The organism is Lactococcus formosensis (assembly GCF_037892375.1).
Lineage (GTDB): Bacteria > Bacillota > Bacilli > Lactobacillales > Streptococcaceae > Lactococcus > Lactococcus formosensis.
Genome location: NZ_CP141721.1, coordinates 1627562 through 1644335, shown reverse-complemented (window position 1 = coordinate 1644335; position 16774 = coordinate 1627562). Strand labels below are relative to the sequence as shown.

Annotated in this window: 17 protein-coding genes, 1 riboswitch and 1 other annotated feature; all 17 genes read right to left on the bottom strand. The window is 40.1% G+C overall.

Annotated elements, in window-relative coordinates:
- Positions 1-66: 66 nt before the first annotated feature.
- Positions 67-741: a 5' nucleotidase, NT5C type gene (locus VNN39_RS08005; protein WP_017369307.1), complete on the bottom strand. Its 675-nt coding sequence runs from the start codon at positions 739-741 to the stop codon at positions 67-69.
- Positions 742-895: 154 nt separating this feature from the next.
- Positions 896-1534, bottom strand: coding sequence for a glycoside hydrolase family 73 protein (locus VNN39_RS08000; RefSeq protein WP_270231738.1), 639 nt, complete (start codon positions 1532-1534; stop codon positions 896-898).
- A gap of 227 nt (positions 1535-1761) precedes the next feature.
- The gene (locus VNN39_RS07995) at positions 1762-4056 is read right to left on the bottom strand and encodes a hypothetical protein (RefSeq protein ID WP_338997346.1); all 2295 of its coding nucleotides are present in this window, start codon (positions 4054-4056) and stop codon (positions 1762-1764) included.
- A gap of 33 nt (positions 4057-4089) precedes the next feature.
- Positions 4090-4719 (bottom strand): hypothetical protein, encoded by a 630-nt coding sequence (locus VNN39_RS07990; RefSeq protein WP_338997345.1) that lies wholly within the window; start codon positions 4717-4719, stop codon positions 4090-4092.
- A gap of 130 nt (positions 4720-4849) precedes the next feature.
- Complete coding sequence (locus VNN39_RS07985; protein ID WP_338997344.1) at positions 4850-5620, bottom strand: WxL domain-containing protein; 771 nt, start codon at positions 5618-5620, stop codon at positions 4850-4852.
- Positions 5621-5660: 40 nt separating this feature from the next.
- Entirely contained in the window at positions 5661-6443 is a 783-nt protein-coding gene (locus VNN39_RS07980) for a WxL domain-containing protein (protein WP_338997343.1), read from the bottom strand.
- Between the two features lie 37 nt (positions 6444-6480).
- Positions 6481-7518, bottom strand: coding sequence for a WxL domain-containing protein (locus VNN39_RS07975; protein ID WP_338997342.1), 1038 nt, complete (start codon positions 7516-7518; stop codon positions 6481-6483).
- Between the two features lie 28 nt (positions 7519-7546).
- Positions 7547-8458: a WxL domain-containing protein gene (locus VNN39_RS07970; RefSeq protein WP_338997341.1), complete on the bottom strand. Its 912-nt coding sequence runs from the start codon at positions 8456-8458 to the stop codon at positions 7547-7549.
- Positions 8459-8493: 35 nt separating this feature from the next.
- The gene (locus VNN39_RS07965; protein ID WP_165714053.1) at positions 8494-9702 is read right to left on the bottom strand and encodes a WxL protein host-binding domain-containing protein; all 1209 of its coding nucleotides are present in this window, start codon (positions 9700-9702) and stop codon (positions 8494-8496) included.
- 46 nt (positions 9703-9748) lie between these two features.
- Positions 9749-10774: a WxL protein peptidoglycan domain-containing protein gene (locus tag VNN39_RS07960; protein WP_338997340.1), complete on the bottom strand. Its 1026-nt coding sequence runs from the start codon at positions 10772-10774 to the stop codon at positions 9749-9751.
- A gap of 540 nt (positions 10775-11314) precedes the next feature.
- Complete coding sequence (rplL, locus tag VNN39_RS07955) at positions 11315-11680, bottom strand: 50S ribosomal protein L7/L12 (RefSeq protein WP_004257497.1); 366 nt, start codon at positions 11678-11680, stop codon at positions 11315-11317.
- Between the two features lie 78 nt (positions 11681-11758).
- A complete protein-coding gene (gene rplJ, locus VNN39_RS07950; protein ID WP_004257506.1) occupies positions 11759-12274 on the bottom strand; it encodes a 50S ribosomal protein L10 in 516 nt (171 codons plus the stop codon).
- 34 nt (positions 12275-12308) lie between these two features.
- Positions 12309-12435 (bottom strand) — a sequence feature (ribosomal protein L10 leader region).
- 131 nt (positions 12436-12566) lie between these two features.
- On the bottom strand, positions 12567-13151 hold the full coding sequence (locus VNN39_RS07945) for an ECF transporter S component (protein WP_017369306.1): 585 nt from the start codon (positions 13149-13151) through the stop codon (positions 12567-12569).
- 100 nt (positions 13152-13251) lie between these two features.
- Positions 13252-13368, bottom strand: a riboswitch (FMN riboswitch).
- Between the two features lie 113 nt (positions 13369-13481).
- Positions 13482-13928 carry a hypothetical protein gene (locus VNN39_RS07940; protein WP_165712142.1) on the bottom strand — a complete coding sequence of 149 codons (447 nt, stop codon included), beginning with the start codon at positions 13926-13928 and terminating at the stop codon, positions 13482-13484.
- A gap of 143 nt (positions 13929-14071) precedes the next feature.
- The gene (locus VNN39_RS07935) at positions 14072-14869 is read right to left on the bottom strand and encodes an EAL domain-containing protein (protein ID WP_213496259.1); all 798 of its coding nucleotides are present in this window, start codon (positions 14867-14869) and stop codon (positions 14072-14074) included.
- Between the two features lie 3 nt (positions 14870-14872).
- Complete coding sequence (locus VNN39_RS07930) at positions 14873-16207, bottom strand: glycosyltransferase (protein WP_338997339.1); 1335 nt, start codon at positions 16205-16207, stop codon at positions 14873-14875.
- A complete protein-coding gene (locus VNN39_RS07925) occupies positions 16197-16727 on the bottom strand; it encodes a hypothetical protein (RefSeq protein WP_338997338.1) in 531 nt (176 codons plus the stop codon). Before VNN39_RS07925 ends, VNN39_RS07930 begins: the two co-directional genes overlap by 11 nt.
- Positions 16728-16774 lie beyond the last annotated feature (47 nt).

The following is a 16774-nucleotide window of genomic DNA, read 5'->3' as shown; positions in this document are numbered from 1 at the left end:
TGAGTCATATAAAAATCACGCAAATTTTCAACATACAGCAGCTTTTATTTAATCAATTTTATGCTGTTATTCAAGCCCTACTTTATAGCGGTAATCATAATCTGTAGCTCCACGATTGTAAGGTGCTGAGACAAGTACAGCTTTCGTACGCACCTTATGGTTTTTAATCGCTGCAATGGTTTCTGGCTTGTCATCATAGAACCAATCAATATCCAATCCGATAATTAACGGCAGTTTCTCTTCAGTAAAATAAATTTTGTCATAATAAATCCCAAAACGATTGAGCGATTCAATCGTTTCTTTCGCATAAGACACATGACGGGCTGTAATAAGTACTATCTCTGCTCCATTCAAATGTTCCTCTGCTAAATCTTCCACCATCTTACGATTGGGGGTACTTTCTCTAATAATTTTTCGTTGAATGTCTTCATCCATTGTTGCATAGTAGATTAAGTCATAATCAATAGCTTCCATCGTTTCAATATTTAAGCTTGTCCCTAACTTTTGATTAGTATATTCAATGGCTTTTTTCATAGAAAAGATTACTCCATCCAGGTCATAACCCATCACTTTACGACGTGGAAGATAGCGCACTTGACCAGTTTCATCACGTAAAAACTGCATGGTAACATTTACTCCCTCAATCTCTTCACCCGACAACTGGTGCTGCGGTGCCAGCTTGGACTCCTCCACAAGTAATGCAAGCAGTTCTTCTTTGGGCAAGTCATATTTTTCAATCATATTCACTCCTTTTTATATCTGAGTCTGTTTCTATTATAAATCTAGTATAACAAAAATATAATTTCTCACGCAGGAATACCCGGGAATACTTGGATTAAAACGCGCTCTCTACTTAAGAAGTTATCTTATAATTTAGCTATTTTTGAGTTTTATTCTAAATTTTGTCATATTCAAATAAACCATAATTTTCAATAATTTCAAGAAGTCTTTCAGTATAAGCAGGATCAGTGGCATAGCCAGATAGCTGGACTGCGTGTGCGGCTTCTTTATAATCTTGAGCTGCAAGCACAAGAGCATACTGATTAGGGTTCCATGTTGTTCCTTCAGTAAAGAGATAAGCGTGTCCTTCTACCGACTGCTTCCAATCTTCATAGACACGGAAGGGTTCACGTACTGTAGTCCATGCATTATTTTCAAACTCCTTGGTTTCCAAGAAAACTTTCGGTACGTCACCGTAAGCTTTTATCCCAAAGAGATTATGGTACTTGGCAGCGAGTCCGCTTCGCCCAAAGTCGCTTTCTAAAGCAGCTTGACCTAGCGTTAGAGAAGCAAGGATACCGTATTTTTGTTGGGTCTCTTGAGCATAAGGAACAATAGTTCGGATAAAATCATATTCTCTATTGGTTTCCACTTGTACTGCAAGTTCTGTCGCATCACGATGATCCGCTGGATGAAGAGTGGTGAATGCCAAAAGATCTACTATTACAAATAAGATAGTCAAAACTTGTACAATAAATCGCAAGAGTGTTCTGGACTTGGTGGAGAGAACTCGACGTTTTTGTTGGTATGTCATAAAACTAGTATAACAAAAAAGTTACTTTTTGCTTACGAAATTGAAATTCTAGTTTCAATTAAGTGTTTTTGTATCTTAAGAATCCTCCTCATTATATTTCGTTATTTCTTCCTTTCAATTTAAATTCCCCATGCTCACCTCTCCTCTCAAAAAATGTTTTGTTTAATACTCGCAATCTCAATGAGACAAAATAAAAACAGAGGATATTTTTAAACCCCTGTTCTGTTCTACTGTATACCTGGACCATCATTGATAGAATATCTAAAAGTTCCAGCATGTGCTTGACCCAGTTGTAGATTGTTCCGTGCTTGAAGCTGCGCTCCTCTATTCTCCGCAAAATTAATTTCGTAAAAGGCGCCAGCACCTGTCATATCTACAAAATTCGGCAGGTTAGCATCATCTGTAATAGAGATGACGGGACGTGCAACATTTAACTCAAGTTTATCGTCCCTGTTTCCCTCGAAATCTACCCAGCTAAAATTCAACGACTGAGGAAAGAGGTTTTCAATCAAGGCCACTGTGATATGAAAGTTAGGGTTTTGTCCTCTATCATCACCGACGACCAACTGACTGCTTTCATCTTTTTCCAGCCAGTCGCTAAAACTTCCATCAAAAGGCAAACTTGCCAGATCAATGCTGTAGGTCGAGTCCATGTTGGACAAGTCCGGCTGCATGAAAAATCCTGTTGGCTTGAAGAAAGAGATAAAAGCAGATTCTCTCAAAGCCGTGAAGTGAAGCTCCGTTAAGGCATTAGGAGATAAGGTTGAAACTTGATTGGGAGGAGTACTGGTCAAGTTGGTTAGGACACCTGAGTTAGCACGCAACCAAAGGTCCTCAACAGTCGGATGTAAGGTTCTGCGGTTAAAAATAACCGTATCAAAAGTCCCATCCCAAATATCATCAAAGGGTGCTCCCTGTCTAGAGATATGAGTTCTGAGGCCATCACCAACACCTATAATTTCCGGCCGAGGCCCTACACCATCTGGATCAAAATTAACACCTTCTCTTAAAATATGAATAGGAAAATTTCGAACATCTCTAGCAATAATAGGTTGATTAACATTAGAGTTCCGGGAGTTCAAAGTAAAGGAGCGGACATCGTTTAAGACAATGTTAGAGCCCGCAGGTGGTAAACCCGCAATAATGGCATTCGTACCAATCTGCGTGTCACTTGGACTATTAATGATAAACTCACTGTCTGGTCCAAAGTTCCAACGTACAGGAGCGTGAAATCCTCCCATACCGGCCTCAAGACCTGTGCCTAGACCACCTCCTGAACGGGCGAGATTGATAGGAAGTGGAATAGCATGGGAAACAAATTTTGCCCCACGCCCCATCGTCCAGTCCCACTGTTGATAGGTGGCAAACTGGAACCATGTGTTCAAGCCTCGCATCCCAGGTGCCCCGCGCCCCGTATTATTTGTTCCATGGATGATAAACTCCGCCCCGTCTTCAAACTGCCAATTCATACCAATTTGATTGGCAGAAGCTCGGCTCCAATACATGGCGTAGGACGCATTCATATTGAAAATCAGCTTAGCATTTTCACGGAGAATCAAATTATGCGTAGTCCCAGATACATGCTCCAAGAAGAAAGGTTGATCACGTCCCCAGGAATAATTAAGTGTGGTATGTCCATCCAAAACCTCTACATGCCCGCTACCTTCAATAAATTCTCCATGATTGTCTGTACCTGAATTACTCGAGGCTGTACTTGTCGCTTCTCGGATAGTAAAGATATTGTTTCCTGAAAACTGAACCTGAGCACGCTGACTATAGATTGGAGTCGCATTATTATTGGCTACGGCATTACTATAGTTGACATCTTTGTATACGAAGGTTGGTCTAACATTAGCACCGCGGGCTTGGAATATCCCTCCCGTGATGGAATTCTGTACAATTGCATTAGCCAAAGTCATGCGAGTGCTTTCCGTGATGACTGTACTGCTATTTCCAGCAGCTCCAGTAACACCCTGAACTCCTGCAAACCAGCCACGCCTCCGCGTATTACCTGTAGCATCTCCCCGTCCGCCTATACCACTTGTGGGCGTTGTATCATTATCAAAATAAAGGGTATGACCATTACCATTGATATAGAGAGAGCGCCCTTCCCGAATTGTGTCTTGGTGTTGAGAAGGAGAGGCTGTGCCATTTCCTATAATGTTCGCCCAAACCGCATCCCCCATTATGGTATCTGTAACTTCAAAGCGGATAGTACCTGCATTGCTCCCAGAAGCAAAGTTAGGCATGGCCCATGGGAATTGATGTGTTTCATCAGGAGCCATCAGTAAAGCAGAAGCCAAATAAGTATCCATCATGTCTCGCCAGCTGTTCGTTTGAAAGGTAACCTGAGGTCGCCCTAATTCGTCTTGCCCCAGCACACCATGAGTCAAAACAGCCGCCTTTGCGGATTGGGCTGAAACTATAAGTCCAAAAGTTAAAGCTGAAAGTGTAAACAGTTTTGCTATTGAGCTTTTGGACGTAGTACAATGTGTCAGAAAACTTTTTATATGTTTATTCATAAATCTAAATCCCTAATAAAAGATGAGAACTCTTTAAAGTCCAGATACAATCGTTGTGATAATAGTAGCCTCATACTCCTCTTCTGGTACAATCTGCCCGAGTCGCGAGCCATCGACGACCACCCCTGCTTGAAGCGTTCCTGAAGTTAAGAAACCATTAGCATTTGGCAAGCCTGTCAATACACGAGCCTCTATGGGACCATATTCTGGTTGAGGCTCCCCCGGATTCAGCAACCCATAAGCAACCGAATTTGTCGCATTAGTCATCGTGGCTGGTCCTCCTGTGACACTAAGATTAATAGCACGTACCGGTAAGATACGCGGCTCAGTTTCACCATCTACAGTTGTAGTAAAATGTGAATATTTCTGATTCACATGAAAACCCGCAGCAGTTCCTGTGATGTTTAGGATTTCAAAAGCATCAGGTACCTTCGCTTCAAAAAGTAAATCTGCAATAATTTCATCGTGGAAAGTTACTCTACCAAAGTCAAGATCTGGTGTTTTGAGTAGGCGCAGGCGTTCATTTTCAGGTACTGAAACGCTGACATCAACATTTGCCTTGCCATCCACTTGTGTCTCTGGGTCTAACTCTGCAGCGGCTGTACAATCCGCTATGAGCGCCAACAGAAAAACAGCTGAACCTATAAATATTTTTTTGAACATTCACTTCTCCTGCTTGAATTTTTAAAATCTCCTATTGAGAAAAAGATTAAAACACGTCTCTCTTTTAATCTTTTTCCCAATAGTACCAAGAAACGGTATCTACTATTTCTTGATATCTATTGTGTATTTCTTATACTGGTGGTGTGTCAGAGAGAGTCCATGTAATCGTTGATGTGTAAAGGGCTTCACGAGCTGTACCACCTGGAACCATCAAGCGAACGGATGAGCTCGCATGCCCAGCAGCATCCACTGCTGTTCCTGCATCTGTCGTCCCGAAACGCAAAAGACTTGTTCCTGCTCCATTTCCTTCTGTCGCCCAAAGTGCATTCTGTGCCACACCTGGGGTAAATGTATGAGTCGCTGTATGCCCATCAGCTTGGTTTGGAGAGACAGACACGATTGTTCCATTGTGCCAACTCATCTGAGCTCCCGTAAGTACCTCTCCATAGTGATCCGAACCGTCATCCCTCACTTCAAACTGTGATGCTGTAACTTGTAGCGTCCAACCTGTAAATAAACCACGGTTGTCTGTGACCTGAACAAAGTTTGGACGATATCCTTCTGTTGTTGGTTGAAGTCGAGCATTAATCGTTTGATTGGTTGCTGAGATTGGATTGGACTGACCAAAGTAAAAGTTAGAGGCAAAGTCAATCGACAGGGGACCGGGTGTTCCTGGTCCTGTTGGAAGATCCGGATCTATTGGTTCTTCTGGATCTATTGGCTCAGATGGATCTTCTGGATCGACTGGATCTGTTGGGTCTGTTGGTACTTCAAAACCAACCGCACCCCACCCTGGGTAAGTTGCTACCGGATCTGCCTTTACTGTTGCTGGCGGTGCAAGTGCACCTACTGCGATGAGCGCCAAGACTGACGCTGACATAAATTTCATTTGTTTTTTCATAGTACTTTCCTTTCTTTAAAGATGAATCATTTTTATATTTTTAGTTTCCAGGTATCTCTGAAATTATCCAAGTAAATATTGCTTGGTAAGTATAGTTTTGACGGTTTCTGCCGTCTGGTACAAAGAGTTGAGCATCTGGATTAAGATAGCCAGTAGCTTGCTCTCCGTTAGGGCTTTTCAGGTCCTTTTCTACTAGGCTGGTTCCCCAGCGAATCGTCGTTGTTCCTGTACCACTGCCTGGAGCGGCTTGTGCAACTATTTCTACTGGCCCAGCACCTTTATCGGAAATCGTTGGGGCTCTGGGCTGATTTTCTAAATGAGCGCCAATGACCACTGGATTTTTGAGGAATATTCCGCTTCCACGAATTGGCTGCTTATTTTCATCATAAAACTGGGTCGTTTTTTGTAATTTCAAGGTCCAACCCTCAGCCGTTCCCCTCTGGTCTGTAACTTGAACAAAGTTTGGAGTAACTATGGGTTGACCACGTGCATCACGTAGATGCTGAGGGCGTGCATAGTAGACAGGTGTATCTCTAAATACTTTACCCGTCTCAAAGTCAAATTCTGAAGCAAAGTCGATAGTAAGACCACTTCCTGTCCCTTGTCGTTCTTGTCCTTGCGGAACGTCTGGAAGTGGTGTAATTGGCTGCCTGACTTGCTCTCCCGGACCAGGATGTATGGGACGTATCAAGCTCGTACCACGCCGAAAACCAATGCCTCCATCTGCTTGCCGCAAATCTTCTGCTCGAGCTAAAGGAGGTGTAAATGGCTGTGCTAACGCGAGTGAAAGAAGACCAATTTTCAATGATTTCTTGACCTTCATTTTCTGCTCCTCCTTTCTTTTTTCGCTGTATGTCTGTTTATCTACCTGTTGGATTTCCTGGTGTGACAGAAAGTTGCCACTCCAAACTTGTCATATAGGGAGCAGCACGTTGTACTGTTACACCTGGTACTGTTAAAGAAACAGGACCAAAGCGTGGGCGATTCCCCGATTCTCCACCACCACCAACACCCATACGGAAGATGTCATAGTAACCTTTATCAAATAGCTCAGGGAGATAACTTTCCAATTTATCATCGGGAATATCTGTTACTGTCTCATAGATTGGATTACCGTCCTCATCTACTACAGGATTACCATCCTCATCCAAAAGAGGTACTTCGTGTTCTTCGGTATAGTCAGACAAATTTCCAACAGTTCCAACTGAATAATGCCAAGTCATGAGCCCCTCCCCAGGATTAGCAACAATAACAGGTTGGTAGGAACTACTGAGTGTAATACTTGGGATAACCTCACTAGGCTCCACCCATAAGTCTGGAGCGTCAGCGCTGGTATGTCCATGCGTAAATTTGAGCTCAGCACCTACTAGAAAATCTCCCGGTTTAGCATTTTCTTCTTCTGGCGGGTTATTAAGAAGCTCTGCCCACATGAACTGACGCGACTGTTTCACAGAGAGAGTCCAGCCCCCTTGCTCGATTTCTCCTCTCCTGTCAGTGACTTGAGCAAAGTTAGGAAAAAGCTCAAATGTGGCACCTATCTTATTCCCATCCTCATCTAGACGATGTGCTGGAAAAGGACGTGCATAATAAGTGCGTTCCTTTGTAAAAACATCCCCTCGTCCAAAAACGATACCTGAAACAAAGTCAATAGATAATGCCCCTGGAGTTCCTTGTGGAGGCGCTGGCATTCCCGGAGGAACTACAGGACTAATCGGAGAAGTTGGACGGTCTGGGTCAACAGGTCCTACCGAACCACTCCCTGGCTCAAACTGAATGGCACCCCAAGAACGATAATCAGGGAGCGCAGGCGGTTCATCTGCTGAAGCACTTATAGCCTGTGATGCTACTAAAATAGAGATTAGTGCGCTCAACGCATATTTTAAATTTATTTTATTCATGTCTTTTTCCTGTAGAATTGTTCCTTCTCTAATTTGCCGGTACATTGGAAAGCGTCCATGTGAACTCCGTTTGATAGATTGCAGCACGTTGCGCTGTAGCACGTGGCACATAAAGTGAGATTGGCCCAAAACGTGGTGTTTGTCCAGGACCCATTCGATAGTTGTCATAATAGCCCTTTTCAATGAATTCGCTAAAGTCTCCATCACCGTTTTCTATTTCATCTAACATCTCTTCTGTGATCTCGGGTGATAAGGGATTGCCTACCGCGTAATGCCAGGTGCCGTTCCCTTGTCCTGGGTTGGCATGGAGAACTGGACGTGAGAGAGCGCCTGGTTCTAAGGTCATCTCTTCTCCATTCGCGTAACTCGGAATCTGATCATCAGGTTGATTATGACCTGTTGTAGTATGCCCATGTGAGAAGCTTATTCTTGCCCCTGCAAGAAAATCTCCTGGTCTCCCCAAATCCTCATCAATAACATTTGCTGGTGCGCCCACCCAGCGAAATTGCATATCCTGCTTGACACTGAGTGTCCAGCCATTTTCATTTTGGCGGAGATCCGTCACTTGTGCAAAATTTGGAAAAACAGCTAGCCTACCTTTTTCACCATCTGCCCCAGGAATGGTTGCAGCCATGGGACGTGCATAGTAAGTACGCCCTACGCGATCTACGGTGGCTTTTCCGAAATTCAGATTAGAGACAAAGTCTATAGAAAGAAGCCCCCCGGTCGGCTGTCCAGGATATTCGGGAATGATAGGTTGATAAGGATTGTTTGGGTCTACTGGTCCAACAATTGTATTATCTTCTTCAAAGATTATTTTGGCGGTGTTGGTAGCGCTTGCTACCCCAGGTAAAGTAATCGCTGAAACAGGAAGTGTCGTTGCGCACACTGATACGGTCATTAGAAACATTCCTGCTGACTTCAATAATATTTCTTTCATTACACAAAGACACTCCTTTCATTTATTTTTATCTATTACTCTTCAGTTAATTCACTAGTTTCTGGATTTTCAGGAAGGGTGACATTCTCCTGATTTTCTAGTTTTGCCTTAAGCTCAGCAATTTCTGCTTCTTTCTTAGCTTTTTCCTCTTCTTCCTCCTCTTTCTTACGACGCTTCCAAAGGATGAACCAGATGAGTAACAAGAGAAGTAAGAGCAACAGAGCAATAATCAACCACTTCAACCATGAGCGATCTTTTTGCTCAATAGTCACATCACGTTCATTAAGCTCGTCTGCTTTTGCTGCTGTAATCGTAAACTCACGTTCAAATTGCCATTCATGACGATAAGTGATTTCCTTTCCTTCACTATCTGTCGCAGTATATTCTCCTTTATCATCTTCAACTGCATTGACCGTCATACTTAACAAATACCTTCCAGGTCGCAGTGCTTCACCCTGTAGGGAAATTGGAAAATCAAAGTTAGTATTTGGTGCCATTTGCATAAGGTTTTGATTGACATCATGTACAATTTCAGGGTTGTCGATACCTTGAACCTTGGCATTCACATGCATTCTATTCAGCATGGTCATTTTAGGGTTTTGTAGGTTGGCATTGATTACATTACGATAATTGACTTGACCAGGACCTACATCATGCAATTTAAGGTCTGGTTCAACTGTATTTTTGTTTTGACGCATCAGAAGTGCAATAACAAAGGAGTAGCGATTAGTCACAGCAAGACCCTCATCATCAGAATGCTGAGCTTTATCTTCCTCGATTTTTTCACGATAAGTCAATCCACCTACAAGCTGGCCATCGAACTCTTCCTTAGGCATTTCTAATTCGATCTCCACCTCTTTTTCAGAGTGAGCTGGAAGAACAATTTCACTGTCAAGCTTAATGAGATCGTCATAGTTAAACTTCAAGCTTTCGTCGGGCTGTATATCATTTGGGGAATATTCGACCACACCGTTGATATTTGTTGTTGCCGTTGTCGCTGTTTGTTCAACTGTCATTTTACGGTTAGTATCATTTTTCAAAGTCACCGTCACAGTTTGTTTTTCACCTGGCTCTAAAATCAAATCAAAGAAGGACTGATCACTCGCACGGTTATCTAACTCTCTGACATTCGCAGTCACAGAAAAGCCAAGCTGACTTGCTTTTACAATATTTCCAGAGAGTATCGTTCCTAAAATTGCTAGAAGAATCGTACTCCACATGATTAGTTTTTTTATTTTTTTCACCGTTATCTCCATTTTTTTATTTTTGTATCTCTAAAATGTTGTTCTTTTATAACTTATGTTTTGCTTTCTTTTTTAAAATCAGAAAAGCGAATATCGCGAGAAGGAGTGCGATTGCTGGTACTATAAGATAAACTCTTCTCTGTTCAGACGCTTTATTATTAATTGGTTCAGTACTGACTTTTCCCGCCTCATCTACTGTAAGACGGTATTCAAAATTCTGATTATCTGCTTTGTTAGGCATTGTCATTTTTGCTTTCAGAAGATATTGTTTACCTTCAACAAGCGGTGTTTTATTGTCCAGTGCGAGATTTATCTTGGCTTGAGGAACGATAACACCTTTAACAGGCTTAAGCTCAGAAACCACTTCACCAGAAGCATTAGTAATCTCAGCCTCGATTCCCACTTCTGAAATAATTTTCGCATTTGGATTAATTAATGTTAGGCCTTGTTGACTGACTTCTAAGTTGCTAGGAGAAAGTTGCAAACTCGTCGTCTTTTCTTTCTGATCCCCGTCCAGGATGAGAGCAAAGGCGCGGTTATAAACATTCAGGATACTCCCTGTACGTTCCGCTTCTTTGGCATGACGGCTAACATTGATTCCTCCGATAGATTGAGCGTTTAACTTTTCAGAAACATCAAGTTTGATTGGAACACGTTTGGTTTCATTTGCTCCAAGTGTAATTTGAATTTTTCTTTCTGCTTCTTCCTTGCCAATCTTTACTTTCTGATTAAAGTCAAAAGTCGGTTTACCATACAAGTATTTCTGACTGTCCTTAAAATCCAGACTGTAGTCAATCACTAAATTTTCGTTTGTTATAGCTTGGTGTGCTGATATATCAAATGTATTTTCATTTTTGCCATTGACAATCTCAACATAGAGTGTCAATGTTTCTTGATCGCGTGCATCAAGCCACCAGTAAGATAAATCTTTCTTGTCTTGCTTTTGAAATTCACTTGGAATAGCTTGTGCACTAAAATCCATAGCATCACTACTTGGCGTTTCCATAGCTCCAACATTTTCAGGTAGAAAGAGCATCGTAATTCCTAATACTAATAGAACAAGTCGCTTCATATCAGCTCCTCCTTTAACTCCCTATATTTTTTATTATTTATTTCATTTAACTTTTATATGCGACAAAAACGACCTTGATACAATACGGCCGTCATTTCCGCCCCTTGTGAAAAAACAGAAAACTACCTCTGTCTGTCTGATTGTAGTTCATCAAAGCCACCTCGTCAACTTCTTGTTAATCTTGAGTAATGTTTTAGTTATCACTATAATGCTATTGTAATATTTTTATCATATAAATCAAAATAATATCAGAAAATAGAAAAAAGAGAGGAATACCTCTCTTTTTATGCTATGGTTCTTGCCATGATTTTTCTTAGATTCCACGTGGCTTAACTCCTCCAAAAAAAATGCTGGTGAAAACCCAGCCCTACTGTAATATATATCTAATCAAAGCAAAATATTTAGCAACAAAAAAACAGCCAAAATAAATTTTTGACTGTTTTTGGCTGCTATCTTTTCCGAAAGCACTATATCTATGTTCACTTAACGCAATCAAATCAAGAACTTTCGGACTAACGTAGCCAACTCACGACTTAAAAATTATTTAAGTGTGATTGAAGCACCAGCTTCTTCCAATTTAGCTTTGATTTCTTCAGCTTCTGCAGTTGCAACGCCTTCTTTGATCATTGTTGGTGCGCCATCAACGAGTTCTTTAGCTTCTTTCAAGCCAAGACCAGTGATTTCACGAACAGCTTTGATTGTAGCAACTTTTTTGTCGCCTGCTGCTGTCAATTCAACGTCAAATGAATCTTTTTCTGCTGCAGCTTCGCCACCAGCAGCTGCTACTGCTACAGGAGCAGCTGCAGTTACGTCAAATTTTTCTTCGATTGCTTTAACGAGCTCAGAGAGTTCGAGGATTGTTGCTGTTTCAAGTTCAGCAACGATGTTTTCAATGTTCAATGCCATTTTGATTCTCCTAGTAAATTTTAGTTTGTTGCGTAAATCCGCCGATATAAAAGGTGCTTACTGTTATTCCTAATGGAATTAAGCAGCTGATTCTTCTTTTTCTGCAACAGCTTTGACTGCGAGAGCCACGTTGCGGACAGGTGCTTGAAGCACTGAAAGAAGCATAGAAAGAAGACCGTCGCGGCTTGGAAGAGATGCAATAGCTGCAACTTCTTCTTTGCTTGTAACTTTTCCTTCGATAACACCAGCTTTGATTTCAAGTTTGTCTGCTGTTTTAGCAAACTCGCTCAAAATTTTAGCAGGCGCAATAGCATCTTCGTTTGAGATAGCTACTACTGATGGACCTACAAAGCTGTCGTTCAAACCTTCGAGTCCAGCTTTTTCAGCTGCACGACGCAAGATTGAGTTTTTAACAACTTTGAATTCCACACCAGCTTCACGCAACTCTTTACGAAGTTGAGTGTCTTGTTCTACAGTTAAACCACGTGAGCTTGCAACAACGATAGATGTCGCAGCTTCGAATTTTTCTGCAAATACGTCAACCAACTCAGCTTTCTTAGCAATAGTTGCTTCGTTTACTTTGTAATCGCTCATTTGTTTACCTCCATTTTATTTTGTTCGTAAGAATTTTTATAAATAAAAATCCCCACGACCAAAAGACATAGAGAGTTCAATCATTGTTTAAAATGTTTGTCCTCGGTTGGATGCTTATGACTTATGTCCCCAACTGTCTTCGGTCAGTCCTTTTCAGAACTTCTATTAGTATATCAGATGTTTTAAAAAAATGCAAGGAAAAAATTAATGAAAAATCAAAAAAATGACCACTAACGAAGTCATGATCATTTTATCTTTAGATTCGCCCTTAGTTATAGGCTCTATTTTCTGTTTAAGCGTTAATAAATTTGATAGCCTTTGATCCTCGAAGTGCCCAATACAGTAAAGCAAAACTACCTGCATAAATGAGACCTTCTAAAATATTAAAGACAACAACAGCACCAATATAAGCTGAGATACCACCAGGGAACATTGTTGCAATATCAAAATTAGCGAACATTGAGTAAAGTGGGATAGCATATACGTAATTAAGAACTACCTGTACTGCAGTCAAAGCTAATGTCCCCAAAATGGTTGCCATAATATAGTTACGCAAGCTGAATCTGTGACGGAGAAAGAACCAAACTACCAGCACAAAGACAGTAACTGCTACAATATTCATTGGTAAACCAATATAGGTATTCACTCCTTCGCTATTTAAAAGCAACCACAAAAGTGAGCGAATAATTAGAATAGCAAAGGCACTACTCAAGCCAAGCATGAAGAGTCCAATCAAGATAGGCAAGATTGTAAAGTCAATTTTTAAAAAGCTTGCACTTGGTACCAAAGGAAATTGGAACATGGGGTAGGACAGTACAAAGGAAATTGCACTGAGCATTGCGATAAGTGTGAGTCGACGTGTTTTTGAATTTGACACGAAAAAACCTCCAAAATAGAAAATAATATTTCTTCGTTTTGAAGGGAGTTTTTGAATATTAGCGAAAACTGACGCAACTCAAAAAGAGCTGGTCTTATTTCTTATTCTTCTCCCATCCAGACTTTACTGTCGGTTGTGGAATTCCACCACATCAAGCTTTTCAGCTTCGCGGACTTTAACCGCCGGTCCCGAATTTCACGGTGCCCTGAAGATAAGTTTATTATATCACAAAAAAATATTATTGGTCAAAAAAAAGAGCGCTCACACGCTTTTTTCTTTCCTGGGAGAGACACTCAGAATCCTAAAATAGGATCTGAAGCATATCACTCCTTAAATATCATTTCTAAATCGTCTTTGTTTCTCTTGAATTTTCTTGTCCAACTTTGAACAGTCCTTATTATTCATACGTAGACGACAACGTTTAAATTCTAGTTCTGCCAACTGACGTTTGATTCGTTCACGTTTTGCAGCACTAAATTCATCTTTTTTAACGTATTCTAATTTTTGAAGCATGAGTTCTTTTTTCTCAGCTAAGGCTTCAAGATGGCGCTCAATATTCTCACGTGAGAGCGTGTCTGTTTGAACTGGAAGAGCACTTTCTAAAGCTTCTTTTTTATTTTCAATCTCCGTTAAATGGGCTTCAATTTTTTTGATTTTATCTTCTTTTGATAAACTCATGAAAGCATTCATCTCTTGAGCTTCCTGATCTTCATTATCGTCTTCAAGATAAGTCTTTCGAAGCTGTTTTAAGCGTTCTTCAAAAGTCATTTCAGTCATTTCCGTACTCGTCCTTTTTTCATTGATTATCGTCTGAGATGCGCCACATTTTTTTAAAATCGTTTTGCTCAAACCTATTCTACTCTTTTTCCTAAATAATGCAACTTTCAAGCACTAATTTAAGCAAAAAAAAATAGAACAAGCTATTTCTCATAATGAGGCTTGTCTATAAAATAACCTTGTCGATTGTCGATGTTTAATTTATCGGCTAAATCAATGCCTTCTCGATCTTCAACCTCAGTGATATCGATGTTTTTGTTTTTTTCTCTAATTAAACGGACCCAATCGCCCATGTTGAGATCAAACCACTCGGAATCATTTTTCTTTTGAAATTTCGAGAGCGGAATTTTTACCCCATAGATATCATTCAAAAGCCATTTGATTTTCTTAAAATATTTTTTACTTGGCTCTACTTTTTCAAGGATAACATGAACACCGATGGCTTGGCTTAATTTCAAATTTTTCCTGATTCTCGACTTCATCAGCCAGCCAATCCTATCTGTAAGCTCAACATTGATTTCAATCCTCAGCTCCATCGGATAACATTCGCCTTTGACCCAGCGAATAAAGTATTCGTAACGTGGATCAGCAAGTTGTTTTAGGCTAATATTAATGGCTAAAAACTGTGACGGATGGTTTACTTTCACAAAACTTTTATGAAGCAGATATATCACTTCACGTAAGGTAAATTTATCAATATCATCTGGGAAAACCCATTCTTGTCTCTCTATATCAAACTTGCGAAGTAACGCTTCTAAACCAGTTTTTTCTCCTTTATTATCAACAATCGTCTGAAAGTAAAAAGTATAATTTTCAGCATCTTCCATTGTTTTAGGATAAATTCTGTTTTGTCGTTTCGCCCAAACATAGCTGGTCACAATCCCTAGCAAGCAGAGAAGAATAAAAATTATTGTCAACAGAAACATTACATCTAAAAGCATAGTTTATCCTTTCTTCAGGCTCTTCCTTGTAGGGCTAACCCAAGCACCAGCATGTTCATTTCTACCAAAGCAAGCTTTCATTGCTGGTATAAAAGTTGTGATTATCGTCAATGGATTGACCATCCAGAAAAACAACATATACAGTGGAGCAAAAATAAAGTATTTAAATTTTTGTCCATTACTGTCCAAGATTAAAGCGGCTAAAAGCTGCAAAGTCCCCGCTATGAGCTCAAAGGTAACAAAGATAAAGGACATCGCAAACCCATGCCAAAGACGCTCATAGTTACCTACAAAAAGGAAATAGAGCATGGCTACGATAAATATAACGGATGTAATGAAAAAGAAAAATGACCAAATGATGGAAAAAGTCGTATCAATAAACATTGACAGGACGTAGCGGTACTTAATGGGATGCAAGATAAACTTAAGTGAGTTGGTAAACCATACTTCAGTACCTCCCTGAGCCCAGCGTTTTCTTTGCTTGTAAAGCTGTGATAGGGTTTCTGGAACATTCATATGAAAGATAATATCTGGTGCAAAACGAGGTGTCACACCATACATCAGATGATCCCAAGCAATACTGATATCCTCTGTACTTCGGTCCTGTCTAAAGCCACCAACATCAATCAAAAATTGTTTTTTATACATGGTATTAGCTCCACTGTAGGAGTACATGGAGTCGTTGATTGCAGTTTGACTTCTTTTAATGACACCTACAATACTTGAAAACTCAACGGTTTGTGATTTCCCCATGATAGTCGTCCGGTTCTGCACGTCCATGTTTGCTGTAACCGCAGCTGTATTAACATCGATTTCACTCATGAAATAGTTCATATATTTCATAAGCGCATCTCTTTCCGGGATAGTATCTGCATCATTACTTAAAATATATTCTCCCTTAGCAAAATAAGTCCCGATATTAAAGCCGTGTGCCTTTCCTTGATTTTTCAAGATATTAATGACACGTAACTTCTCATACTTTTCTTGTAAACGCTGGAGAATAGGTAAAGTTTGATCCGTACTGCCATCATTAATCACCAGTATTTCATAGTTACTATAATTGAGCATAGTGGCTAAATACTCAATCGTTTCTTCAATCATAACCTCTTCATTATGAGCCGGAATCATAATTGTAATCATCGGCTGTTCATCAGGCGCTAACTCAATAAAATTTGTCTCTTTTCGTCCTTTTTTTAGAAAGCGATAGCTTAAAGAGCCAAAGAACCAAAACAAAGCCCCAATAACAGGATAGAGACACAGGATGATTAAACATACTGTAATTACGGTCTGCAAACCGCTAACTGAAGTAAACATTTGGGAAAAAATATCAGATATCATAAGTATCCACCTCATCTTTGCCTAGGACTTTTGAAAGCTCATCATTTTTTAAATTCTTTTCTGGTAAAACTTCAAAATATTTTACATTATGACGAAACTCTTCTTCGCCAAAGCGGTCTGCCATAAATTTCTTTCCTTTTTTTCTTCGCTCAATACTAGAGACCGAATCAAATGTAGGCCATTTTTCAATCACTGATTCTCTTCGGTTGTTTTGAATAATTGTCATGCTCGCTGCATAAGTAAAGGTAATAACCACACAGAATGCAAGGAGAATCAACAAAAATTTAATTTCAAATACGCCTTCGTAATACTTCCAAAAGGCGATGCCGTACTTCCCTTTTGATATTGCATATAAGAAAGATGCTATGGTAATAACGGTTGGTACAATGAAGCAAATCCAACCCAAAAGGGCAATCAGGAGCTGTTTAATTTTTAAAAACCAATGTCCTTTTTCAAAAAACAAGTCAGAATAACTATAATTTTCTTCAGTTTGTTCTCTGTTTAAATTTTCTTTATGCAATATATGACACTCCTTTAATATCAAAACACACTCTCATTTTCATCACA